The sequence below is a fragment of the Brevibacterium aurantiacum genome, assembly GCF_900169065.1.
GTDB classification, from domain to species: domain Bacteria; phylum Actinomycetota; class Actinomycetes; order Actinomycetales; family Brevibacteriaceae; genus Brevibacterium; species Brevibacterium aurantiacum.
In genome coordinates this window covers 1-23,343 of sequence record NZ_FXZB01000033.1, presented here as the reverse complement: position 1 = coordinate 23,343, position 23,343 = coordinate 1, and the positions used below count along the sequence as shown (strand labels likewise).

Here is a 23,343-nt window from a genome sequence, read left to right as displayed (position 1 = left end):
TTAGGAAGCTTCGACGAGTGCTGGTTCCGCACGCTGCTCGGCGGCAATGGCATCGGCCTCTTTGCTCTGCTGAGCTCGTTTCCGTCGGTTGCCGGTGACCCAGGCACCGAGAGTGACAGAAGCCCAGCCGATGACCATGCCGGCGATGTCATCGAGGATGTAGTGCCAGCCGAAGTAGAGCGTGGCGATCACTGTGGCGCCGAAGAATATCCACGTCACTGTCTGCCACAGCGGCTTCTGCTTGGTTCGCATCATGAATAGGGCCGCTGCGAACGTCACGGAGACGTGCAGAGAGGCGAACGCGGCCACACCCTGGATCTGCCCGCTGCCGACCGGGTCGACAAGGACGTCGAGCCGAGTTTCGATGAGTGACTGCTGCAGCTCGGTGACCCCGGTGTCGGCCAAGCCGCGGTAGAGCTCGGGTCGGGCAAATGCAGGCCCAAGAGCGGGCAGGATGTAGTAGCTGACCGTGCCCAGCACCCAATTGAGACACAGCGTCGTGGCATACCAGGCGCCGATCGCGAGGTTGCGACTGAGAATGAGCACAGCGCCGAGGCTGATGGGAATGAGCGGAAGATAGGCGAGATAGACGACGGAGAGCACTTCTGCCATGAACCCGGTGCCGAACAGATTGTGCAGGAACACAGCGGGATTGATGCCCCCGCTGAACCACAGATCGGTATGCGAAAGCTCGTGATCGTAGATGACTCCTTCGCGGTAGGTCGGAAGGTCACTCTTGAGGTTTCTGTAGCTGAGATAGCAGATGTAGAAACTCATCATGCCCGCGGTGATGCACAGGACCCGACGGAGGCTCCATTCGTTTCTCACGACTTCGCGCATCCCGTTGGACAGATGCTTCCAGCCGCTCGTTCGCACGGCGTCCACGACGATGCCCACGCCGAAGAACAGCAGAGCCAGCAACGGCATCCGGATATAGGCGGGTCCGAGGAAGCCGTCCGGGTCCCTGAGCGGCCGCCCGAGGTAGATCGAAGAAGCAAGGGCGACCAATGCGACAGCTATGGAGAGCAGCATGGCAAAGGTGTAGGGCCATCGTCGTATCCGAGTCATCGGCACACGATATAACGATTCGATATCGGAATGGCGAATCCAGTGGCGAGTGTCACGAGCTGAACAAAACATGAATATCGGGCCAATAATCGACTGTCTGCAAGCCGCCCGAAAACGACCTGTGCGCCGCCCGAAGATGAGCGGTGCGCCGTATGAGAGGCATGCAAGCTGCGTTCCCGTGGTCCGCGCACCCGAACTGCACCTGAAATTGGCAACGGACCCCACCGGCGCAGACAATAGGGGACATGTCCGCCCTCAGCTCCGCACTCGCCTACCGGCGACTGCTCGATACGAATGCCACTCTGCGCATGCTGCGGGCAGACCATCTCCCGGTCATGGCGGCGACGCTGGGAACACACCTGGGTAAGCCCGGCACCCGAATCTCCACCGAAGACCTGCACGAGTCCATCGACTCCGATCTCGAGGAGCTGCGCGACCACTTCGATCTGTCCACGCGGACAGCGAAGGCCTACTGTGACGATTGGCGCCGGGCGGAGATCCTCGTGCGCCGCCCGGCCACCTCGGCGAGGGGCGAGACCTACGAACTCTCCGCGGCGGGATTCGACGCCATCCGCATGCTCGAACAGTTGCGCACCCCGCCGCAGACCGCGACCGAATCACGGCTGGTCAGCCTCGCCCAATCGGTGCGGCAGCTGGCCATCGACACTGACCCGGACAGCTCCCGCCGACTGGAATCCCTGCGAGCAGAACGCGACCGCATCGATGCCGAGATCGCCCGCGTCCGTCGCGGTGACCCCCGTTCGATCGTCCTTGACCGACGCCGGGCGAATGAGCGAGTCAGCGATATCCTCCAACAGGCGCAGGGCCTGCCCGCCGACTTCGCTCGCGTTCGGGCCCGCTTCGAAGAACTCAACCAGGAACTGCGGATCTCGATCCTTGCCGCCGAGGACTCCCAGTCCCAGGTACTGAACGAGGTCTTCCGCGGCGTCGACCTCATCGAATCCTCCGACGAGGGCAGAACGTTCTCCGCCTTCTCCCAACTCGTCCGCGATCCCGAACAGGCCTCGGCCTTCGACGAGGACATCGCAGCGATCCTCGATCGTGACTTCTCGGCCACGCTGACAGCCGAGACCCGCCGGTCACTTCGCACTCTGATGCGGCAGATGAAGGACGGCTCGCGCGAAGTCTCCGACATCCTGTCCGAGTTCGCCCGCGGTCTGCGCCGCTACGTCCACTCCCACGAATTCCAACGCGACCGCGTCATGCGCACCCTGATCCAGGATGCCCTGGCCGCGGCGGCCCCGGTCTCACAGGTGCGCAGACCCTACGACAACCTCGGCGTGGATCTCGAGCTCTCAAGCGTGGCATTGGGCAGCGTCGGTGAGGTCGTCCTCCACGATCCCACCGAATTCGATGCCGGTGCCGAACTGGGCGAGGCGACCGAGACCGAGGTCGACTTCGCCGAACTCATCGCCGTCGCCCGGGAATCGGAGATCGACTTCTCCGAACTCTCCGACAACGTCAATCAGGCCATCCACGGAGCCCAGCAGATCTCCGTCGCCGAGGTGCTCGACCAGTTCCCAGCCTCACAGGGCCTGGCGAGCGTCGTCGGTCTCTTGTCCCTGGCCAGCACCTACGGACATGTCGATTCCGAAGCCCGGGATCGACTCGAATGGGCCGGGGTCGACGGGATTCGACGCAGCGCCACGATCCGCCGCCATTACTTCACCGAAGGCATCACACTATGAACGATTCCGCAGACACACCTACCGAGGCCGAGGAGTCCGCGCACAACTCGAGTGGGCTGTGGTTCCAGGACACCGGGACCTTGGGTGAGCGCACTCGCCGGGTTCTGCTCGAACTGCTCAAGGGTCCCTATGTCTCCGGCGCACAGAGCCCGCAGCTGTGGTCGGCGCTGGTCGCCGACGAGTCCATTGTGCGCTCACGGCTGCACGACCTGTTCTTGGATCTCGTCATCGACAAGATCGACGAATTCGCCTTCACTCGCAAGGTCGTCACCGAGGAGATCGATGTGCCCGCGGCTGTGCGCAGCGAACGGCTGACCTTCCTCGATACCGCCATGCTTCTCGTCCTACGGCAGCTCCTGCTGGCCGCCCCCGGCGAGCAGCGCGTGATCGTCGATCGCGAGGAGGTCTACGAACGCCTCGCGATCTATCGCACAGGCGACGAATCGACGTTCCAGCGCAATCTCAACGGTGCATGGAGTCGCATGAGCAACCGCCTGCGCGTCCTCCACAAGGCAGGTGAGGAGCGTTTCGAAATCTCACCGATGGTGAAGTTCCTCATCGACGAGGACCAGGTGCACGAGCTCATCGACGTCTACGAGCGCATCGCTTCTGGAGAGGCCAAGGGCTCCATCGCCGAGGCGGGACTCAGTTCCGATGACACCGACGACACCGACGATCGCGATTCCGACGACACCGAGGAGGACGAAGCATGACCGAGGCCCTCTTCCCACTCGATGCCGCACTCATCGCGGACCAGGCCCGTGCCCGTGGAGCCGACCGTCCCGATGTCGGCAGCCAGTGGCGGCTGTCGGAGATCCAGATCGCGAACTGGGGCACCTTCGACGCTGACATCCACCGCATCCCCGTCTCCCACAAGGGCCACCTCATCACCGGGCCCTCAGGCTCAGGCAAGTCCTCGCTGCTCGACGGCATCGCCGCCGTACTCACCCCCGACAAGTGGCTGCGGTTCAACGTCGCGGCCCAAACTGCGGGCAGCCGGGTCGATCAGCGCAGTCTCGTCAGCTATGTCCGCGGCGCGTGGACCCGCACCGCGGACTCCGATGAGGACCGTGTCGTCAGCAAGTACCTGCGGCCACGCGCCACGTGGAGCGGCATTATCCTCCGCTATGACAATGGCACCGACCGTCCGCTGTCTCTGGCCAGGCTCTTCTTCATCAAGGGCTCGGGCACGAAGATGACCGACCTGTCCGACGTCTGCATCCTCGAACGGGCCGGCCTCGACCTCGCCGACCTGCAGCAGTACGCCCGCACCGGCCTTGAGACGAGGAAGCTCAAGACCGAGCATCCCGAAGCCCTCATCACCTCGAACGGGTCCCACGCCAGGTTCTACGCCCGGATGCGCAAGGTCTTCGGCATGGCCAGCGAATCGGCGCTGCAGCTGCTGCACAAGACCCAATCGGCCAAGAGCCTCGACAGTCTCGACCGCCTCTTCCGCGACCACATGCTCGAACCACCGGTCACCTTCGACCTGGCAGAGACCGCGGTCAACCAGTTCGGGGACCTCAAAGACGCCCACGACCACGTCGTCGAACTCCGCCGCCAACGCGACCACCTCCTGCAGCTGCGCGAGGCCTCGAACCGTTACGACTCCGCCCATGAGTCAGCGGCGAAGTCGATCGCCCTCAACGATGCCCTGCTGCCGTTCCAGAAACGACGCGAACTCGACCTCATGCGCTCAGACCTCTCAGCCCAGCGGCGGGAACTCGTCGAAATCGAGGTCGCCGCCGACCGGGCCAAGAAGGACTACGACGCTGCCGTCGACGAATACGACCTCGCCCGCCGAGCCACCCTTGACCTCGGCGGTTCGGAGGCCGAGCACCTGCAGCAGCGCATTGACACGGCCGAGACCGAACGCCGGGCCATTGCCGACCGTTGGGCCAGTCTTGAGCGACAGCTGAAGCAGGCAGACATCGATCAGGTGCCCACCTCGGCGGCGGAATTCGCCGAACTCCAGGCCCAGATCGCCGCCACCCTCGATAACGAGACACAGGCCGCGGGTCCCAGCCATGCCGACCACGACCGCTTCTCGAAAGCCCGGGCACGAGTCAGAGACCTCGAAGCCGAGATCGACTCCCTGCGTCGTTCCGGCTCGACCGTGCCGGGCAACCTGCTCCAGATCCGACAGGAACTGGCCGAAGGCACCGGACTGAGCGAGAAGGCCCTGCCCTTCGCCGCCGAACTCATCGAAGTCGACCCCGACCACGCCGCCTGGACTGGGGCGGTCGAACGCGTGCTGCGCCCGTTGGCGCTCACGGTCCTCGTGCGCAGCGAGAACCTTGGTGCGGTCCGGTCTTGGGTCGACTCCCACCGGATCAAGGGACGACTCGTCTTCGAAGAGATCCCCGCCCAAGCTCCGAAGCCCAGACCCGTCAACAGTGCGAAGTCCCTGGTCAACAAGGTCACTGTGGCCGAAACCGGATTCGGGGACTGGGTGCATTCCACCCTGTCCGAACGCTACGACTTCGCCTGCGTCGACAGCCCAGACGAGCTCGATGACCATCCTCGGGCCGTCACCATCAAGGGACAGATCAAGACTTCCCGGACACGCTATGAGAAGGATGACCGGCGTCGCATCGACGATCGCAGCCAGTGGGTGCTCGGTGACCGGGAGAGCAAACTCGAAGCTCTCATCGCCGCACTGAAAGAAGCCCAAGCGGAACTGGCCGAGGCTCAGGCCATCGTCGACGCCGCAAATGCAGAGACCGCACAGGCCCACCGCCGGAAGGGCATCCTCGCCGGAATCCGTGAACAGTCCTGGCGCGATGTGGACCTGGCCGGAGCCAAGGAGACGATCGCGGCCCTGGAGAAGGCGCTGCGCGAACTCGAGGACGCAGACGGCGACCTGCAGCAGGCGATCGGCGCCGAACGCGAAGCCCGCGCGGCGAAGGAGACTGCCGAGACTGCGACCCGCGACAGCGACTACGCCCTGCGCCGAGCGAACGAAGAGATCACCGGTCTGCGGGCCGGCCTCAGCCGACTCGAGGACGACGTCAATGCCGGACGCATCCCCGAAGTGGATCCGACGATCGCCGAACAGCTCGAGGCCCGGTTCACACGTATCCAGCGAAGCATCAAACGCGAAGCTCTGCCCGAGATCGGTCAGCAGGTCTCCCAGGCTCTGCAGTCGGAGAAGGACAAGGCACAGGCCATGGCGAGCGAGGCCGGTCAGGCCGTGACCAGACTGGCAGCTGAATTCAAGGCCGCGTGGTCCTCGGTCGCCTCGGACCTCACCGCCGATGTCGCCGATCGACACGACTACCTGGCGATGCTCGATGAAATCCTGGCCCACGGCCTGCCCGACCACGAGAACAGGTTCCGGGACCTGCTGCGACAGCGTTCCCGCGACCTCATCGGCGAACTCCTCAACGAGATCCACGCCGCCCCACATGAGATCGAGGACCGGGTCGCACCGATCAACTCCTCCCTCCTGCGCTCCCAGTTCGACGAGGGTCGCTACCTGCGGCTGAAAGTCAAGACCCGTCGCAGCCAGACCGTCAACGCCTTCATCTCCGACCTCCGCAAGGTCGCCGGCGGCACCTGGGGCGATGAGGACATGGAGACCGCGGAGGATAAGTACGACACTCTCGCCGAGGTGATGCGCCGGTTCGCCTCAAGCGAGCACGTCGACAAGGTGTGGAAGAACCAGTGCCTCGACACGCGTCTGCACGTGTCCTTCTTGGCCGAGGAGATCGACGACCACGGTCGCGCCCATGCCACCTACGATTCGGGTGCGGCGATGTCCGGTGGTCAGCAGCAGAAGCTCGTGATCTTCTGCCTCGCAGCGGCACTGCGCTACCAGCTGGCTGATCCCGACGAGGCGATCTCGAAGTACGGCACGATCATCCTCGATGAGGCCTTCGACAAGGCCGACACGAGGTATACGCGCATGGCGCTCGACATCTTCATCGAGTTCGGTTTCCACATGGTCTTGGCCACTCCTCAAAAACTTCTGCAGACCATCGAACCCTATGTTGGTGCGGCGACCTCGATCGAGAACCCGAGCCGCCAGAAGACCCTGGCCTCGACCATGGTCTGGGCCGAGGAGAGCGCTGATGAGAGCTGATCCGGGGAGGCGTCGATGACGATGCTCACCGTCGCAGAGGCGCGGGCGAAGGCCCGTACCCGCCTGAACAAGTCGATGTCGACCTGGGCCACCCAGCCCGGCCCTGTGGTCCTCGAGATCGCCCTGCACCCGCCGACGGAGAAGCAAGTGCTCGACGATCAGCGAGCAGCGATGGAATGGGCCGCTAGCTGGCGGACGATTGCCGCTCCTGCTCCCGCTTCTGCTCTCGCTCCGGATACCGACACCGCGATGCCGAAAATCTCCGACAATCCGGTCATCGACTGGACCGAACGCTCCTGGGCACGGGTCGGTCGGCAACAGGTCCCGCTGCGATTGCGGCTTGGAACTCCGGAGACTGTGGCGAACTTCGTCGGCGGTGAGGAGGCACGACAGTGGCGTCGGCTGCGGGACCGGACCGCGACGATCAGATCACGGTTCTGCGATAAGCGCCCGGCCACCTCGGCGAAGGTCGAGTATGTCGCGGCGAGCGTGGATCCTCTCGCCTCGGCGATCAAAGCACACGCGAAACGGATCCTCGGGTTGGGCCCGGCCGAGTTCACCACTCTGCTCGACGTCGTCGAATGGCTGCGCGATCACCCCGTGGGGACCCTGCGGCCACGCCAGCTGCCTATCCGCGGGGTCGACTCGAAATGGTTTGAGACACACAGGTCCCTGGTCACAGCATTGCTGGAGGCAACTGGGCGATCCGAAGCCGTCGACGTCCTTGATGCCGAACCCCGGATTCGGATGCGCATCCTCGACCCGGAACTCATACCGTCGGGGCTGAGCGACATTACCGCGCCAGTGACCCAACTGAGCCAGCTGGCAATTGCGCCACGGCTCGTATTCGTGTTCGAGAATCTCGAATCTGTGCTCGCGATGCCCGATTGGGACGATGCTGTGGCTGTCCACGGCTCGGGTTACGCGGTGGACAATGTTGCCCGCCTGGCCTGGACGCACAGGGCGCGAGTCATCTACTGGGGTGACCTCGACTCGCACGGCTTCGCAATTCTCTCGCGGCTGCGCAAGCACCTGCCGCACGTGGACTCGACGCTCATGGACGAAGCCACCCTCATCGACCACAGAGACCTGTGGGTGCAGGAGCCGAAACCCCACACAGGAGTGTTCCCGGAACTGACTGGGACCGAATCGCGGGCACTCGCCCGACTGCGCGCCGAGGGCGATGTGCGACTCGAACAGGAACGCATTCCGTGGGCCACCGCGCTCGCCGCACTGACAGCGAAAGCCACCTCGGCGGGGGAGTCTGCACCGATGACAGGGGAACAGGGGTGACCGACCGGCCACGCGGAGGTCTGGCCGCACTGTGCATCGCTGAGCTGTGCAGCTGGGGTCTGCTCTACTACTCCCTTCCGGTGGCGGTGACTCCGATCGCGGCCGACATGGGGTGGAGCCACACCACTGTGACCGCGGCACTGACCGTCGGGCTCATCGTCTCCGCGCTCGCCGGCGTCCGCGTCGGTAAGTTGCTCGACGCCCACGGGCCCAGGACGCTCATGAGCATAGGCACCCTCATCGGCATTGTGGCGCTGCTGCTCGTGGCGGTGGCACCGAACCTCGTCGTCTTCTTCGCAGCGTGGGTGTTGGCAGGATTTGCCCAGGCCGCCACCCTCTATCCGCCGGCCTTTGCTGTCGTCACCCGCTGGTACGGGGCCGAGCGAACCAAGCCGCTGACAACGATCACTCTCGTCGGCGGTCTCGCCTCAACGGTGTTCGCCCCGATCATCGCCTGGCTCATCGACGCCTGGGGTTGGCGACCGACGTATGTCATCCTTGCCGGCATCCTGGCCGTGACGGCTCTGCCGATGCACTGGTTCTTCCTCAACCGTGGCTGGACCGATGAGATGTCGCAGAATTCGACGGTGCCATCACGCGCGCAGCTCCGCAGCATAACGCGGTCCCCGAAGTTCGTCATCCTCCAGATCGCCGTCGCGCTGGCAACCTTCACTCTCTTCGCAGTCACGATCAACATCATCCCACTCATCATCGAGCGTGGAGCCGGATACTCGCTCGCCGCGATCGCCCTGGGACTCGTCGGCTTCGGGCAGGTAGCCGGACGATTCTTCTACCCGACGTTTCAGAGGCTCACGAGCTCACGGGCGCGAACCGTGCTGCTGCTCGGCGCCGGAGCGATCGGGCTGTGGCTGCTCGCCTTCGTGCCCGGACCCATCTGGCTGCTCATCGGCATAGCGATGATTACCGGTGGTGTCCGCGGGTGCATCACCCTGCTGCAGGCAACTGCCGTGGCCGACCGGTGGGGGACTGCGAACTTCGGTGCGATCAACGGAGTCTTCGTCGCTCCCATCACCGCCGGCACTGCGCTGGCACCGGTGGCGGGACCGGCTCTCGCCGGAGTCGTCGGCGGCTATCCGATGATGGCGATCGTCATGGCCGCGTTGCTGACTGGGGCGGCGGTGCTGTCAGCCAAAACATGATTCGGACCAAGGTGTAAGAGCCGGCGACTCGGACATGAGTACGTAAAGAAACGTGTAAAGAATTCGGCGATTTCTTTACACGTTCCACTGATGTGACAAATAGGTTGTCACATTTTCGCCTACGATGCGTTGCTTCTATGGTCGGTTGATTCCTTTAAGTGCGGCCAGCCGCTAATCTGTTTGCGTGCCTGATGCATTGTTCTCAGATCCGCGGCTTGCTCGAGTCTATGATCCGCTTGACCCGGATCGAGGTGACCTCGACACATATGTCGACGTAGTCAGAGGATTCGGAGCCAGAGTCGTTCTTGACGTTGGCTGCGGGACCGGGACCTTGATCTCCCGTCTTGTCGATCTTGGAATTTCCGTCCTGGGTATCGATCCCGCTGCCGCATCTATTGACGTCGCTCTGTCAAAGGTAGATTCCGACTTGGCTGAGTTCGTCGTGGCCGAGGCTCCTGACATCGCTGATGACCCAACTCGGCATAGAAACTTCGACTTAGCAACAATGACAGCGAATGTTGCACAGGTATTTCTCGAAGACGAGGACTGGCTTGCCACACTTCGAGCAATTCGCACTTGCCTTCGTCCAGGAGGACACCTGGTTTTCGAGACCAGGCGACCTTCCGATCGTGCCTGGAAACGCTGGGACAAAGAATTGACCTGGCGAGTTGTTGACGTCGACGGCGAGGGGCCTGTCGAAACCTGGGAGCAGGTCACCAAAGTCGATGATGAGTACGGCACCTTTGACTCACCGACGATCTTCCGCAGCGATGGCGAGCGAATCAATTCCACATCGACTCTGCGATTCAGAACTAAAGACGCGTTGCAGCGCACGCTATTGCAAACCGGGTTTGCCGACGTCGAAGTGCGTGACCTCCCCTATGCTCCAGGGCGAGGTTGGCTGTTCGTGGCTTCCGCTTGAACTGAACTGAGCTGCATTCCGCCCAGTTGATCACTGGCTCGTTTTAGACTGATGAACATGTCGATCTCCGGGGAGCGTCAACCGCGAAACAGCCAGCCCCCTCTGCGTCGGCACCAGCGCGAAGCTCTCGATGCTCTCGCCGACTCGGTCGCCGAAGATGCTCGCCGGTCATGGATCGTGCTGCCGCCAGGCGCTGGGAAGACTCGAGTCGGCATCGAACACGCGAAGAACCTTCTCGACGACGGGCACGTCGCTAGGGTCGTAGCCTTCGGCCCCAACACTGCGATCCAGACTCAGTGGGCGAACGCCTGGAACAGCCACAGCTCCGACGCCGCCGGACTCGACCGGAAACTCACCATCAGGTTCACCGCCCTGACGTACCAATCACTGGCCGTCTTCGACGAAGACCGTGACACCACGAACAGCCTCCTCAACGAACTCGCTCCGGGCGGTCGCGAACTCGTCGACCGCCTCGGCGAGGCAGGCCCTCTGCTGCTCATCCTCGACGAATGCCATCACCTGCTCGACGTGTGGGGCAGCCTGCTGACCGAACTTCTCGACCTGCTGCCCGGCGTCTGGGTGCTCGGGCTCACGGCGACACCACCGGGCACGATGACAACAGCACAGGCAGAGCTGGTGTCCGGACTGTTCTCCGACATCCGATACTCCGCGTCGATCCCCGCAGTCGTACGCGAAGGCGACCTCGCACCGTTCGCGGACCTCGTCTGGGTGACGACCCCGACGAACGAGGAGAACAGCTGGCTGTCGGGGCAGGCTGTGCGCTTCACCGAACTCATCACCGACATCCTCGACCCCACCCAGGGCACTGTGCCGTTCCTCGAATGGGTTGACAGACGGTTCCTGGGCACCCGAGAGCAGACTGTCAGCTGGGCGGCCATGAGCCGCTCGAAACCGGAACTGTGCTCGGCTGCGCTGCGGCTTCACCATGCACAGCTGCTCCGCCTGCCTCCGGGCGCCAGCCCCGCCGAACAGCACCGCCGCAACCCCGATGCCGCTGACTGGGCACTGCTCATCGACGATTGGATGCGCCACCACCTGATGGCCTCCGAAGACCCCAAAGACATCGAACTCGCCGAGGCGATCCGTCGTGCCCTGCCCGCAATCGGGTACCGCTGGACCCGGAACGGCATACGGGCAGGACGCTCACCCGTCGACCGCGTCATCGCCTACTCGGCAGCGAAGCCACAGGCAACGACCGAGATCATCTGCACCGAGGCGGCCAACCTCCAAGAACGCATGCGCATGCTGGTCCTCTGCGACTTTGAATCGCTGACATCGACACTGTCCGCCGACGTCAGCGGCGTGATCAGCGAACGCTCCGGTTCGGCACTGCTCGTTCTCGAAACACTCGTCTCCGATGCCCGCACCACAGGTCTCCGACCACTGCTCGTCTCCGGCAAGACCGTAGCCGGAGCACCGGAGGTAGTCAGTGAGCTGCGTGCACGCATCGCCGAATCCGACGAATCCCTGGCCTCCCGCCTGCGTGTGAGCGAACCGGCAGCGGGAATCAGCCGACTCGAAGGCCCGTGGAACAGCCGAACGTGGGTTCCCTATGTGACAGACTTCTTCACCACGGGCCAGTCACAGGTGCTCATCGGCACTCGCGCCCTCCTCGGCGAAGGATGGGACGCACCGGCCATCACCGGCTTGATCGATCTGAGCACCGCGACCACGCCGACCGCGGTGACGCAGACCCGCGGCCGCGCACTGCGGCGAGACCCAGATCAGGCACACAAGGTCGCGCTCAACTGGACGGTCGTCTGCGTCAGCCCCGATCATCCACGCGGGGACCAGGACTGGGGGCGTCTGGTGCGCAAACACGACGGCTTCTTCGGTACAGACTCCGAGGGCGAGGTCGTCGACGGCGTGGCCCATATCGATTCCGCCTTCTCGCCCTACGAGCCGCCTGCAACCGAATTATCCGACGAGATCAATGCGCGGATGATCGCCCGATCCCAAGACCGCCGGGAAATCGCCGGGCGATGGCAGGTCGGCAGCGACTATCGAGACGAGGCACTGCGCTCGGTGCGAATCCTTCAGCGCACAGACCATCAAAGCCCGGAACGGTCGGGCCCCACCTCAGCTGACCCCATTCGCAACGACGAGGTCAGCGTTGCTCCGCGCCACCTCGGCGGGGATCCGGGGCACATCCTGCCGTTCGGGATCAGGACTGCCACCGTCGTGCCCTGGATAGGGCTTGGGCTGGTTCTCCTGCTGCTGGGTGTGGCGCTCGGCGGCAGCGGAGGTGTGGTGCTCGCGGTGATCGGCCTTGGACTTTGGGTGAGCCTGCCGGTGGCGCTGTCCGTGGCAGGGCAACGACGAACTGACCTCTATGCGAAGCCGCCGACGGTGGGCCAACTCGCCGGTGCCATCGCCGATGCTCTGCACAACGTGGGGATGAGCAAGGTCGGATCGGAGTCTGTGCGGATTAGCGTTGACGCGCGCGGGGACCTGCGGTGCCATCTCGATGCGGATGCCCGGTCCGCGGAGGTCTTCGCGCTCGCCCTCGACGAGGCGGTGTCTCCGATCGCCGACCCAAGGTATCTGGTTTCTCGTTGGTCCCTGCCACAGACATCGACGGGAGCGCGCGGACTGTGGGAGCGTCTGCAGCTCGGGTGGTCGAATGCTCAGCAAAGTGACCCGGTCTGGCACGCGGTGCCCTCGGCTCTCGGCACGAGAAGAGAATCGGCGCTGGCGTATTCGCAAGCGTGGGACCGGTGGATCGGCGGCGGCGAAGCGATCTACACGAGGAACCCGGAGGGTGCTGGGGTCCTCACCGCATACCGCGGAACGAATCCGATGCAGCTGGCGTCAGTGCTGCGGACGTCCTGGCGCTGAGCCTCAGACCGTGAGCTTCAGGCATTGGCACCTGCTCCGTCTGACCTGTCTCTGACTTCACACCCGCAGACCGCTGACCTCGGGGGTAGACTGAAACCGCGGTACCAGCCTGTGTCGGCACTCTGACGGGGATGCTGACGGAGGTCCACCCCGGAGCTGTGAGAGCTCCACGTGTTCCAACGGAAGGAATCCTATGCCCACCGTCGCCGGAAACATTGTCGATACGCTCGTGGCCAGCGGAGTCAAGCGGGTCTACGGGATCCCCGGAGATTCGCTCAACGGCTTCACCGATGCGCTGCGCGTCAACCCGCAGCTCGAATGGGTCCACGTCCGCCACGAAGAGGCGGCATCCTTCGCCGCCAGCGGTGAGGCCGCACTGACTGGTGAACTCGCCGTGTGTGCAGGCAGCTGCGGGCCGGGAAACCTCCACCTCATCAACGGTCTCTACGACGCCCAGCGCTCTCGTGTGCCGGTGCTCGCCATCGCCGCTCACATCCCCAGCGATGAGATCGGCTCGAACTACTTCCAGGAGACCCACCCGACCGAGCTGTTCCGCGAATGCAGCGTCTACGTCGAGCACGTGGCGACCGCGGAGCAGATGCCGCGCCTGCTGCGCATCGCCATGCGTGAGGCCATCGAGAAGCGCGGTGTCGCGGTCCTCGTCATCCCCGGTGACGTCGGACTCGCCGATATCTCTGCCGCCGCCGAGGTGGTCCGGTCGTATGCGCCCCGTGTGATCCCCGCAGAATCCCAGCTTGAAGAGGCTGCGAAAGCACTGAACAAGAGCAAGAAGGTCACGATCCTCGCCGGTGCCGGAACCGAGGGCGCCCACGATGAGCTCATCGCCATCGCCGCCAAGCTGCAGGCACCGATCGTGCATTCGCTGCGCGGCAAGGAGTTCATCGAATACGACAACCCCTACGACGTGGGGATGACCGGTCTGCTCGGCTTCTCTTCGGGCTACCATGCGCTTAAGGACTGCGACACTCTGCTGATGTTGGGCACCGACCTGCCCTACCAGCAGTTCTACCCCGACGACGCGACAGTCATCCAAGCCGACGTGCGAGGCTCCCAGATCGGACGGCGCACCCGCGTCGACATCGGTCTGGTGGGCACCGTGGCTGACACCGTCGGCGAGCTCCTGCCGCTGATCAAACCGAGCCGCAGCAGCGCTCACCTGAAGTCGATGACCAAGCATTACGGTAAGACCCGCAAGGATCTCGACGAACTCGCAACCCCGTCGAAGCGGACCATCCACCCGCAGTACCTGACTCGCCTCATCGACGAGATGGCCGACGACGATGCCGTGTTCATCCCCGACGTCGGCTCACCCGTGGTGTGGGCTGCCAGGTACCTGACGATGAACGGCAAGCGCCGACTCATCGGTTCCTTCAGCCACGGCTCCATGGCCAACGCCCTGTCCCAAAGCGTCGGCGTCCAGGCCTCCCATCCGGACCGGCAGACGATCGCGCTCGCCGGAGACGGTGGCCTTGCCATGCTGTTGGGCGAGCTCATCACCCTGACGCAGAACAAACTGCCGGTCAAGACCGTCGTCTACAACAACTCCTCGCTGAACTTCGTGGAGTTGGAGATGAAGGCCGCCGGCTTCGTCACCTTCGGAACGGAGCTGTCGAACCCCGACTTCTCCACCATCGCCGAGGCGGTCGGGATCAAGGGCTTCCGCGTCGAGAAGTCGAAGGACCTGCCGAAGGTCGTCAAGGAATTCCTTGCCTACGACGGTGCGGCGGTCCTCGACGTCGTCACCGAACGGCAGGAACTGTCCATGCCTCCCACGATCACCGCCGAACAGGCCAAGGGCTTCGCGCTCTACGCCGTCCGCACGGTGCTCTCTGGCAAGGGCGACGAGCTCATCGACTTGGCACGAACGAACATCCGCCAGCTGTTCTGAGGGTCGCTGGCCGCTGGAGGCCTGCCGCTAAAGCCTGTGCGCGTCAACGGTTGGTAAGTTCTTCTCGACCCGGAGCTCCGGATCGAGAAGAACTTACCAACCGTTTGCCTATTCATCTGCCCCCGGCTGCAGGTTCAGGCAGGATTGTTCAGGTGGGTGTTGAGGAGTTTCCCAAAGGTCGCCAAATCTGTCTTCTTCGTGACTCGGAGGACGGTCCACCCCTCGGCTTCCAACAGTTGTTGCCGTTCGATGTCAGTGTTGAATTGCCCCGCTGACGATCGATGATGGTCTCCCTCATACTCGATGGCCAGCTTGAACTCTGGATATCCCAAATCGGGTTGCAGGATCACATTCTTTATCCGGCAGAGAACCTGCGGGTGAACTACAGGTTCGGGAAAGCCGTTGTCGATGAGCCACAGCCGTAGCCAGGTCTCACGAGGAGAGTCAACGGTCAGGCGGACGAGCGAAAACGCCTTCTCTATCCTTCGGCGGCTGCGGACCTGGCGGCGAGTGGCGAGTTCGGTTTGAAGCGATTCGACAGTGGTCTTCGGGCCGCCGAATCGCTTCGACACCGCTGCATCGCCGAATTGCACGAGTTCGAGCAGACTGAGGTGAGAGCCGAGTTCGACGAGAAGGTGCGGAACCGTGACCAATTGCAGGTCGAAGAAGTCGATCTGCTTGAGCTGACGATGTCGATGAAGAATGACTTGTCGCATATTGACTCGGGTGCAGGCCGTGTCTCCGGCGACGTGTAGATCCTGATCCCGGATTCGGTTCGGCACTGGCAAGCCATAGAGACGAGCCGCAGTCCAGAATGTGCCGGCCACGTCGGGGCGTCGCAGACGAAAGCCTCGTAGCTGCGTCGCAACTCTCTGCCAATTGACTCCTGCCCAAACCGGCGTGGGAGCCACGGTGTCCTCGGTTCTGTCGATCCAAACACCATGGACGAGCTGGATATACCGAGGATCATGCTGCAGTGCATACGAAGTGATCTTCCGAGCGGCTAGATCGGCGCGGGTGAATGGAGTCGGCATCTGCCTGAACGTCATCGGTTTCGAGTGCCAATACGACATGCTGATCAGTATCGGGCGGCCAGAGGCACACTTTCCAAGTGGCTCAGGGGCGTTGGGGATAACGACCCGGCATCCCCAGGGGAATTACGTCGAAGTCAGGTCCAGCTGTGGACTGATTCATACTCGGCTCAAGCAGCGATTTCCGCTGACCCTGAGCGGTGTTCCCGTTATCGCAGTTGTTGCTTACGGCCCCAGCACGAATCTCTCGGTCGCAAAATGCTCCAAAGCTCGGGCTCATCCACATCGCAAAGCGCATGAGTCGACTTTCGCAGGTCCAGCGAACCGGAATCCCGACATATTTGTGGACTCTTGTTGAAACGGTTGGTAAGTTCTTTGCGATCCCGAGCTCGGGATCGCAGAGAACTTACCAACCGTTGGCGTAGGAAGCCCCAGTCGCGCCCACTGCCGTCTGACTAGCCACGCTCACGTTCGCCGCGGCGACTGGCCGCTTCACATTTCACGCGATCGGGTACTCCGCCAGGGCTTGCGCAGTGACCAGTGCCGCGGTCATTGCCTCGTGGCCCTTGTCTTCTTGAGAGCCTTCGAGTCCGGCACGGTCGAGTCCCTGCTGTTCGGTGTCGCAGGTCAGCACGCCGAAGCCGACTGGTTTGCGGGAGTCGATGGCAACGCGGTTCAGCCCATCGGTGGCGGCTTGGCAGACATAGTCGAAGTGCGGGGTGCCGCCGCGGATGACGACGCCGAGGGCGACGACCGCGTCGAAGTGTGGAGCCAGTCGGGCTGCGGCGATGGGCAGCTCGAAGCTTCCTGGGACCCGCACCAGGGTGGCTTGGGCCCCGGCCTCAGAAGCCGCGCGCTGTGCGCCGTCGACTAGGCCGTCCATGATCTGTGTGTGCCAGGATGCTGCGATGATGGCGACTCGAGTATCGGCCGCAGAGACGGTGAGCTCGGGTGCTCCGGAATGTGCCATGGGATTGTCCTTTCGTGCCGGCCGTGATGGCCGGAAAAGTCAGTGGTGATGAGTGAGAATCGGTTGAAGTGCCTGATCAGCAGTGGCGCCGATCAGCAATGGTGCTTCTCAGCGATGGACGACGAGGTTCTCAGGACACGGCGGTGTCGGCCGGCCTCGTGCCGACGACCGAAGGCAGGGTCAGCGTGTGGTGCATGCGCTCGCGCTTAGTGTTCAGGTAGTTCGAGTTCTCAGGCCGCGCTGGGATCTCAAGCGGAACGACGGCCTCGATCGTGATTCCCAGTGCTTCGAGCGCCCGGGTCTTGTCCGGGTTGTTCGTCAGCAGACGGATGCGAGTCAGGCCGATGGAGCGCAGGATCTCCGCGGCTGCACGGTAGTCACGGTCATCGTCGTGGAAGCCGAGCTCACGGTTCGCATCCACGGTGTCCAGCCCCCGATCCTGCAGGGCGTAGGCGCGGAGTTTGTTGCTCAGCCCGATTCCGCGGCCCTCGTGACCGGTCATGTAGATCACGGCACCACCCTCATCGGAGATGCGCTGCAGTGCCAGATCCAGCTGCTCCCCGCAGTCGCAGCGGTGAGATCCGAAGACATCCCCGGTCAGGCACTCCGAATGCACCCGAACCAGAGGTGCAGGCCCGCGCAGTGAAGATCCCTGACTTGTCGACTTGGCGGCAACGGCGGCAGAGTCCAGCCCGGAAAACACGCCGAGGTGGTCGTGTCCGTTGATCGTGAATGCGCGGGCTCTGAAGCTCCCGTGCTTGGTCGGCAATGGAACTTCTGCCGAGGCTTCGATCGCTCGCGGGTTCGCATTCGCTTCTTGCGTCGAACTGTGAACCGTTGATTCGGTCTCGGATCCGAGGTTCGCCTCCGCTTCGTTCAGGTAGTCGATGAGTCCTTCGATCGAGACCATGACCAGCTTGTGGGCATCGGCGAACTCGCGCAGGGAGTCGAAGCGCATCATCGAACCGTCGTCATGGACGACCTCGCCGATCATCGCCACGGGAGTGGCGCCGGCCAGACGGGCGAACTCGACTCCAGCTTCGGTGTGGCCTGGACGTTCACGGACTCCACCGGACTTGGCGATGAGTGGGAAGACGTGCCCGGGGCGTGTGATCGATGCCGGATCGGGGACTGCTGCGGCAAGGTGGCGTCCGGTCAGGGCACGCTCGGCGGCACTGATTCCGGTGGTCACGCCGACCGCGTCGCAGCTGATCGTGTACGCGGTGCCCTTCGGGTCTTCGTTCGCGGAGACCATGGGCGGCAGTTCGAGTGCGGCGGCACGCTCAGCGTCCATGGGCGCGCAGATGACTCCGGAGGTGTAACGGACGAAGAAGCCCATGGTGGCCGCCTCGGCGAACTCGGCGGCCATGATGAGGTCGCCTTCGTTCTCGCGGTCCTCATCATCGACGACGACGATGGGTTGGCCCGCAGCGAACGCAGCGATCGCGTCCTCGATCGGATCGAGCCGCGCAGCGGTTGGGTCGGTATCAGGCATTGTCGGCTCCTTGTCGAGTGCTGTTGTCAGTTGAGTTGAAGAGAGTGGTTGTCTCGGCAGATGTGGCAGGTTCCGCAGGAGCGGTGACCTCTGTGCCGAAAGACAGAAGGCGAGCGGTGTACTTCGCGAGCACATCCACCTCGACGTTGACCGGATCGCCGGGGGCCAGATCACCGAACGTGGTGTGGGTCAACGTGGCCGGGATGAGTCCGACCTCGACCCAGGCGCTGGTCTCGCCGGGTTCTGATACGGCGGTCAGTGTCAGCGAGACGCCGTTGAGGGCGATGGAGCCCTTGGTGGCGGTGTAAGGAGCCAGAGAGTTCGGGATGCCGATGCGCAATGTCGACCACTCGTCGAAGTCGTCGCGGCTCAGCAGTTCACCGCACCCGTCGACATGTCCCTGCACCACATGCCCATCGAAGCGCCCCGAGGCGGGTGTGCACCTCTCCAGGTTGACCCGGTCCCCGGTGCGCAAGGCTCCCAGCCCGGTCAGTCGCAGGGTCTCGCCCATCACTTCGGCGGTGAAGGGCCCTTGCACCTCGGCGGTGAAGGTACCCGGCGATTCGCCGGGCGCATTGTCGGGCGGTGAGGATGCTTCGTCCCTGACCGAAGTCAGGCACACGCCGTTGACGGCAAGTGAGCCGCCGAGGCCGAGGTCGTCGACGAGTCCCTTGGCGTCGATGGTGATGACTGCCGAATCGTCCCTGTGGTCGATGGCTGCGACGATGCCGAGCTCTTCGATGATGCCGGTGAACATGTGCCCTCCGAGTGAGTGTGCGTTCAGTGAGTAGTTGGTGCGTCAGATGGTGTAGTTGTCAGTGGTGCCGACGCTGGTGTCGCCGCTGACGAAGTGGAGAAGTACGTCGGGACCGAGCCGCGCGACTGCAGGTTCGGCGGTCTCGTCGGGAACCAGACCGACCGCCTCACTCAGCGTCGACGTGCTCAAGCCCGACAAGCTGGATCTCCCCGCGCCCACCAGCAGCGGAGCCTGATAGCAGAAGACTTCGTCGACTGCATCGGCGGCGAAGAAGGCACCGAGCACGCTGGGCCCACCCTCAACCAGGATGTGGCGCATACCGCGGGCATGCAGTTCGCCCAGTGCTGCAGTGATGTCGCGTGTGCGAAGGTGAACCGTGTCGGGGTTGAGCGCGAGGAAAGATTCCTCAGGCAGGGAGGTCAGCCCGAGCACGATGGGCACCGGCTGGGTTTCCAGCGGTTCACCGCCTGGTCCCCTGGCATTGAGTCGGGGGTCATCGGCCAGGACCGTTCCGGTGCCGACGAGGATGCCGTCGACCCGCGACCGAAACTCATGTGAGTGCTCTCGCGATTGCGCCGAGGTGATCCACTGGCTGGTCCCATCGGAGGCAGCGACCATGCCATCAAGACTCTGCGCGATCTTCACCGTGACGAACGGACGCTCGGCATCGACGGCGCGACGCCACCTGGCGTTGAGAGCCGAGGATTCGTCATGGCCCAGGCCCGAGCGGACCCGGACCCCCGCCTCGGCGAGGGTGGCTCCACCGCCAGCGGCAACGCCGTTGGAATCGGAGAGAGCGAAGACGACCTCAGGGATACCTGCATCGATGATCGCCTGCGTGCACGGTCCGGTCCGGCCGATGTGGTTGCAGGGTTCCAGGGTCACGAACAGGGTGGAGGCGGTGAGGTCGACGCCGAGGTCGATGGCCGTGGTGATGGCGTCCACCTCTGCGTGGGGGCTGCCGGCACCGGCATGATGGCCGACGACGATCTGCGAGTCCCTCGTCAGGATCGCGGCTCCCACCAGCGGGTTCGCGCCCCGGTGACCGTTTCGCGCAGCCTGCAGGGCCGCGGACATCGCGGTCGTTTCGAGTTCGGTGAACTCTGCCTGCATGAAAAAACCTCCCGAGCCGATGCCGGGAGGGAGGATATTGCGGGTGCAACTATCAGAGCGTGCGAACGTGTGCGACAGCGCATTGGGATGCACCGGCTCACAGCGACCGCGGTCGCCATGCTCCTCCCATCCAGACTCTGACTGTCGGTCTCGGAATTTCACCAAGTCAACCATCTGCACGAATGCAGCCGGCTCGCGGACTATCACCGCCGGTACGGATTTTCACCGTCCCCGGAACATGTGACCACAGATTAGCACGCACCTCGCCGAGGCGGCCATGACGTCCGTCACATGAGAAACGCAGGTGCCCTGCCGTAGTCCCGCCAGGGGCGTTCTCCCGAACAGCGCCAGCTCCGAAGGTGGGATGTAGCCCTTGCGAAATTACATAACTTAGGTATATACCGGAGTTATGGATGATGTTGATTCGGCGGAGCTCGTCTCTGGCCTCGTTGTCGTGTCCTCCCGCCTGACCAGGGCTCTGAGGCGAGTGATCGGTGACGAAAGTGACCTGGTCACATTGCGTGGCCTCGGAGTGGTCGAGCAGTACCAACCCGTGCGGGTCGGTCATTTCGCGCAGGGTTACCTGTGCTCCCAGCCGGCTGCGACGAAGATTCTGGCCCGTTTGGAAGAGGCGGGATATGCGCTGCGCGAGGCCAGTGCGAGCGATCGACGGGCATCGCAGTTCTCGTTGACCGATGCCGGGCGGGCGCGGTTGGCCGAGAACCGCAACATTCTGGCCGAACGGATGGAACCCTACTTCGAGGCTCTGACTCCCAAGGACCGACTCAGCGTCCATCGGGCGCTGGGCCTGGTCTCGCAATACCTGCAGGATCAGCATCCGGTGGATGCCGATGAGGTTCAGCCAGACGACGAGCAGACCGGCTGACGACGTACCACCTCGGCGGCAATCACATCGAGCCGAGGAATCACATCAGACAAGCGACAGCGAACCACAACATATTGACGAAAGGGTGCGCAGGAACAGCAATGAGCGTGTCACCAGGTAATGAAGCACAGACGAAAGACGGGGAGGGCGCGGAAGCATCGATTCTGCGTCAACCACGAGCAGTATGGGCGGTCGCGTTCGCCGCGGTCATCGCGTTCATGGGCATCGGTCTGGTTGATCCGATTCTGCCCGCGATCTCGGCCGAACTCCACGCATCCCCGTCGCAGTCGATGCTGCTGTTCACCAGCTACCTGTTCATCACCGGCGGCATGATGTTCTTCACGAGTTTCCTGTCCTCGCGCATCGGTGCGAAAAAGACACTGCTGATCGGTCTCATCCTCATCGTCGCATTCGCGGCACTGGCAGGATTCTCCGGTTCCGTCGATCAGATCATCGGCTTCCGCGCGGGTTGGGGTCTGGGTAATGCGCTCTTCATCTCCACCGCGCTGTCGACGATCGTCGGTGCTGCTTCGGGTGGTGCTGAGAAGGCGATCATCCTCTATGAGGCCGCGCTCGGCGTCGGTATCGCCACCGGTCCGCTGTTGGGCGGACTGCTCGGCGGAATCTCCTGGCGTGGACCGTTCTTCGGCACTGCAGTCCTCATGGCCATCGGCTTCATCTCGATCGTCATTCTTCTCCCCGGTGGAAAGTCGGGTCTGAAGACCAACCCCGAGCCCATCAAACTCAGCGCCACCTTCCGCGCTCTCGCTCACCCCGGAATCCTCGCCCTGGGCATCTCCGCACTGCTCTACAACTTCGGATTCTTCATCATCCTCGCCTACAGCCCATTCCCGGTCGAAGCAGCGGCCGCGAAGATGGGCATCGAGAACTTCGGTGCGATGGGCCTGGGCTTCGTCTTCTTCGGCTGGGGCATCAGCGTGGCGATCACCTCGGTCTTCGGCGCCCCGATCCTGACTAAGCGGATCGGGCGCCGGCGCACTCTCGTCGCCACTCTCTTCGCGCTCGCAGCCATCCTCGTGGTCATGTCGTTCATCGTTGAGTCCTTCGTCGGAATCATCATCTGTGTTATCCTCGCCGGACTGGTCCTCGGCGTGCTCAACACGGTCTTCACCGAGTCTGCGATGGAAGCCAGCGATCTGCCCCGACCGGTGGCTTCTGGAACCTATTCGGGTGTGCGCTTCATCGGCGGCGCCGTTGCTCCGCTGGTGGCCGGACCGGTCTCCGAAGTCCTTGGCGTCGGGGCCCCGTACCTCTTCGGTGCGGCTACCGTGCTGCTGGCTGTCGTGGTCCTCAGCGTCTCTTGGAAGGCACTGCGTCGCGTCGATGGTCACATCGAGGAGGCTCCGGTCGATGAGGCCTATGCCATCACTGGAGGCGATGCCTGAGGTGAGAGCGTTGCGGGAGAGGGATCTCCTGTTCCGAGCGTTCGTCTGAAGCGAAGCGTTGATGGCGCCCGAGAGGCTTGATCCTCTCGGGCGTCTGTCGCGTCATGGCATCGCCGTAACGGTATCGATGGGCCATAGATACACACTGTTCATTTCACGTTCCAGATCTGGAACACCGCGAATGCGAGGATTCCGGTCACTCTGTAGCACAATTGATATCGCACTTCCTGTGCAGAGACGATATTTTTCCTACCACGAAGGTCACCATGTCCTACGACGCGAACAACGCATATCCCGCAGGCCCCGGTGCCACAGGTCCAGGAGCAATGGGCCCAGGCGCTGGTGGATTCGGCGGCCAGCCTCGCGGAGCTGCCAGCCCAGAAGACCTGTCCCTCCCTCTCTATGGTGCGTCGTTCGGCCAGGCCGTTAAGCCTTGATCCACCGATTCGCTTGATGGCAAGGGGCTCACTCGGATTCGAGTGCGAACGCGGCGCGAGGGCAGGAAGTAGTGTCCCGGTCTCTCACCGGTCTCTTCCACATAGATGATTCCCCGGGGTCTCCTCCAGACCCTGCGGCGTCGTGCTCGAGCAGGAGCGAATCGGTCAGGACAATGATCGTGTAGGTGGGCTCAGAGCCGCGTGCCAGAGTCGTGCGAATTCCGTCGCCCACGGCCACCGTCTC

General features: G+C 63.4%; 17 protein-coding genes and 1 riboswitch. Of the genes, 10 read left to right on the top strand and 7 right to left on the bottom strand.

The window, feature by feature from the left end:
• Nucleotides 1-1,032, bottom strand: a complete 1,032-nt coding sequence (locus BAUR9175_RS17335; RefSeq protein WP_069600999.1) for a phosphatase PAP2 family protein — start codon at nucleotides 1,030-1,032, stop codon at nucleotides 1-3.
• Between the two features lie 281 nt (nucleotides 1,033-1,313).
• Here BAUR9175_RS17335 and BAUR9175_RS17330 point away from each other — a divergent pair, with 281 nt between their 5' ends.
• The 8 genes from BAUR9175_RS17330 to poxB all read left to right on the top strand — a co-directional run bounded on the left by BAUR9175_RS17330 (nucleotide 1,314) and on the right by poxB (nucleotide 15,004).
• Nucleotides 1,314-2,777 carry a DUF3375 domain-containing protein gene (locus BAUR9175_RS17330; RefSeq protein ID WP_069600998.1) on the top strand — a complete coding sequence of 488 codons (1,464 nt, stop codon included), beginning with the start codon at nucleotides 1,314-1,316 and terminating at the stop codon, nucleotides 2,775-2,777.
• The gene (locus tag BAUR9175_RS17325; protein WP_009881748.1) at nucleotides 2,774-3,490 is read left to right on the top strand and encodes a DUF4194 domain-containing protein; all 717 of its coding nucleotides are present in this window, start codon (nucleotides 2,774-2,776) and stop codon (nucleotides 3,488-3,490) included. Before BAUR9175_RS17330 ends, BAUR9175_RS17325 begins: the two co-directional genes overlap by 4 nt.
• On the top strand, nucleotides 3,487-6,861 hold the full coding sequence (locus BAUR9175_RS17320) for an ATP-binding protein (RefSeq protein WP_009881747.1): 3,375 nt from the start codon (nucleotides 3,487-3,489) through the stop codon (nucleotides 6,859-6,861). The genes BAUR9175_RS17325 and BAUR9175_RS17320 overlap by 4 nt, the downstream gene beginning before the upstream one ends.
• 15 nt (nucleotides 6,862-6,876) lie before the next feature.
• The gene (locus tag BAUR9175_RS17315) at nucleotides 6,877-8,154 is read left to right on the top strand and encodes a Wadjet anti-phage system protein JetD domain-containing protein (RefSeq protein ID WP_101584706.1); all 1,278 of its coding nucleotides are present in this window, start codon (nucleotides 6,877-6,879) and stop codon (nucleotides 8,152-8,154) included.
• Nucleotides 8,151-9,314, top strand: coding sequence for an MFS transporter (locus BAUR9175_RS17310; RefSeq protein WP_009881744.1), 1,164 nt, complete (start codon nucleotides 8,151-8,153; stop codon nucleotides 9,312-9,314). The genes BAUR9175_RS17315 and BAUR9175_RS17310 overlap by 4 nt, the downstream gene beginning before the upstream one ends.
• Before the next feature lie 184 nt (nucleotides 9,315-9,498).
• A complete protein-coding gene (locus BAUR9175_RS17305) occupies nucleotides 9,499-10,236 on the top strand; it encodes a class I SAM-dependent methyltransferase (protein WP_101584704.1) in 738 nt (245 codons plus the stop codon).
• Between the two features lie 57 nt (nucleotides 10,237-10,293).
• Nucleotides 10,294-13,095, top strand: a complete 2,802-nt coding sequence (locus tag BAUR9175_RS17300) for a DEAD/DEAH box helicase family protein (protein ID WP_083248866.1) — start codon at nucleotides 10,294-10,296, stop codon at nucleotides 13,093-13,095.
• Between the two features lie 193 nt (nucleotides 13,096-13,288).
• Complete coding sequence (gene poxB, locus BAUR9175_RS17295; RefSeq protein WP_009881741.1) at nucleotides 13,289-15,004, top strand: ubiquinone-dependent pyruvate dehydrogenase; 1,716 nt, start codon at nucleotides 13,289-13,291, stop codon at nucleotides 15,002-15,004.
• Between the two features lie 134 nt (nucleotides 15,005-15,138).
• Here the strand turns inward: poxB and BAUR9175_RS19230 are convergent, their stop codons facing one another.
• The 5 genes from BAUR9175_RS19230 to ribD form a co-directional block, all read right to left on the bottom strand.
• Nucleotides 15,139-15,720, bottom strand: a complete 582-nt coding sequence (locus BAUR9175_RS19230) for an endonuclease domain-containing protein (protein ID WP_141322694.1) — start codon at nucleotides 15,718-15,720, stop codon at nucleotides 15,139-15,141.
• 814 nt (nucleotides 15,721-16,534) lie between these two features.
• Complete coding sequence (ribH, locus tag BAUR9175_RS17285) at nucleotides 16,535-17,005, bottom strand: 6,7-dimethyl-8-ribityllumazine synthase (RefSeq protein ID WP_009881739.1); 471 nt, start codon at nucleotides 17,003-17,005, stop codon at nucleotides 16,535-16,537.
• A 130-nt stretch (nucleotides 17,006-17,135) separates the two neighbouring features.
• Nucleotides 17,136-18,500, bottom strand: coding sequence for a 3,4-dihydroxy-2-butanone-4-phosphate synthase (gene ribB / locus BAUR9175_RS17280; RefSeq protein WP_101584702.1), 1,365 nt, complete (start codon nucleotides 18,498-18,500; stop codon nucleotides 17,136-17,138).
• Nucleotides 18,493-19,257, bottom strand: coding sequence for a riboflavin synthase (locus BAUR9175_RS17275; protein ID WP_101584701.1), 765 nt, complete (start codon nucleotides 19,255-19,257; stop codon nucleotides 18,493-18,495). The genes ribB and BAUR9175_RS17275 overlap by 8 nt, the downstream gene beginning before the upstream one ends.
• Nucleotides 19,258-19,299: 42 nt before the next feature.
• A complete protein-coding gene (ribD, locus tag BAUR9175_RS17270; protein ID WP_101584699.1) occupies nucleotides 19,300-20,370 on the bottom strand; it encodes a bifunctional diaminohydroxyphosphoribosylaminopyrimidine deaminase/5-amino-6-(5-phosphoribosylamino)uracil reductase RibD in 1,071 nt (356 codons plus the stop codon).
• Between the two features lie 114 nt (nucleotides 20,371-20,484).
• Nucleotides 20,485-20,613, bottom strand: a riboswitch (FMN riboswitch).
• Between the two features lie 166 nt (nucleotides 20,614-20,779).
• Between ribD and BAUR9175_RS17265 the strand changes: the two genes are divergently transcribed.
• On the top strand, nucleotides 20,780-21,256 hold the full coding sequence (locus BAUR9175_RS17265; protein ID WP_096163012.1) for a MarR family winged helix-turn-helix transcriptional regulator: 477 nt from the start codon (nucleotides 20,780-20,782) through the stop codon (nucleotides 21,254-21,256).
• A gap of 101 nt (nucleotides 21,257-21,357) precedes the next feature.
• Nucleotides 21,358-22,662 (top strand): MFS transporter, encoded by a 1,305-nt coding sequence (locus BAUR9175_RS17260; protein ID WP_101584697.1) that lies wholly within the window; start codon nucleotides 21,358-21,360, stop codon nucleotides 22,660-22,662.
• A gap of 465 nt (nucleotides 22,663-23,127) precedes the next feature.
• Here the strand turns inward: BAUR9175_RS17260 and BAUR9175_RS19545 are convergent.
• Nucleotides 23,128-23,343, bottom strand: a 216-nt coding sequence (locus tag BAUR9175_RS19545) for a hypothetical protein (RefSeq protein WP_219618418.1), incomplete at its 5' end; no start/stop codon positions are given.

Coding starts and splice junctions, on each gene's coding strand:
- poxB (WP_009881741.1), top strand. CDS start 13,289: ATGCCCACCGTCGCCGGAAACATTGTCGATACGCTCGTGGCCAGCGGA.
- BAUR9175_RS17325 (WP_009881748.1), top strand. CDS start 2,774: ATGAACGATTCCGCAGACACACCTACCGAGGCCGAGGAGTCCGCGCAC.
- ribH (WP_009881739.1), bottom strand. CDS start 17,005: ATGGCACATTCCGGAGCACCCGAGCTCACCGTCTCTGCGGCCGATACT.
- BAUR9175_RS19230 (WP_141322694.1), bottom strand. CDS start 15,720: ATGCGACAAGTCATTCTTCATCGACATCGTCAGCTCAAGCAGATCGAC.
- BAUR9175_RS17330 (WP_069600998.1), top strand. CDS start 1,314: ATGTCCGCCCTCAGCTCCGCACTCGCCTACCGGCGACTGCTCGATACG.
- BAUR9175_RS17265 (WP_096163012.1), top strand. CDS start 20,780: ATGGATGATGTTGATTCGGCGGAGCTCGTCTCTGGCCTCGTTGTCGTG.
- BAUR9175_RS17315 (WP_101584706.1), top strand. CDS start 6,877: ATGACGATGCTCACCGTCGCAGAGGCGCGGGCGAAGGCCCGTACCCGC.
- BAUR9175_RS17260 (WP_101584697.1), top strand. CDS start 21,358: ATGAGCGTGTCACCAGGTAATGAAGCACAGACGAAAGACGGGGAGGGC.
- BAUR9175_RS17320 (WP_009881747.1), top strand. CDS start 3,487: ATGACCGAGGCCCTCTTCCCACTCGATGCCGCACTCATCGCGGACCAG.
- BAUR9175_RS17275 (WP_101584701.1), bottom strand. CDS start 19,257: ATGTTCACCGGCATCATCGAAGAGCTCGGCATCGTCGCAGCCATCGAC.
- ribD (WP_101584699.1), bottom strand. CDS start 20,370: ATGCAGGCAGAGTTCACCGAACTCGAAACGACCGCGATGTCCGCGGCC.
- BAUR9175_RS17300 (WP_083248866.1), top strand. CDS start 10,294: ATGTCGATCTCCGGGGAGCGTCAACCGCGAAACAGCCAGCCCCCTCTG.
- ribB (WP_101584702.1), bottom strand. CDS start 18,500: ATGCCTGATACCGACCCAACCGCTGCGCGGCTCGATCCGATCGAGGAC.
- BAUR9175_RS17335 (WP_069600999.1), bottom strand. CDS start 1,032: ATGCTGCTCTCCATAGCTGTCGCATTGGTCGCCCTTGCTTCTTCGATC.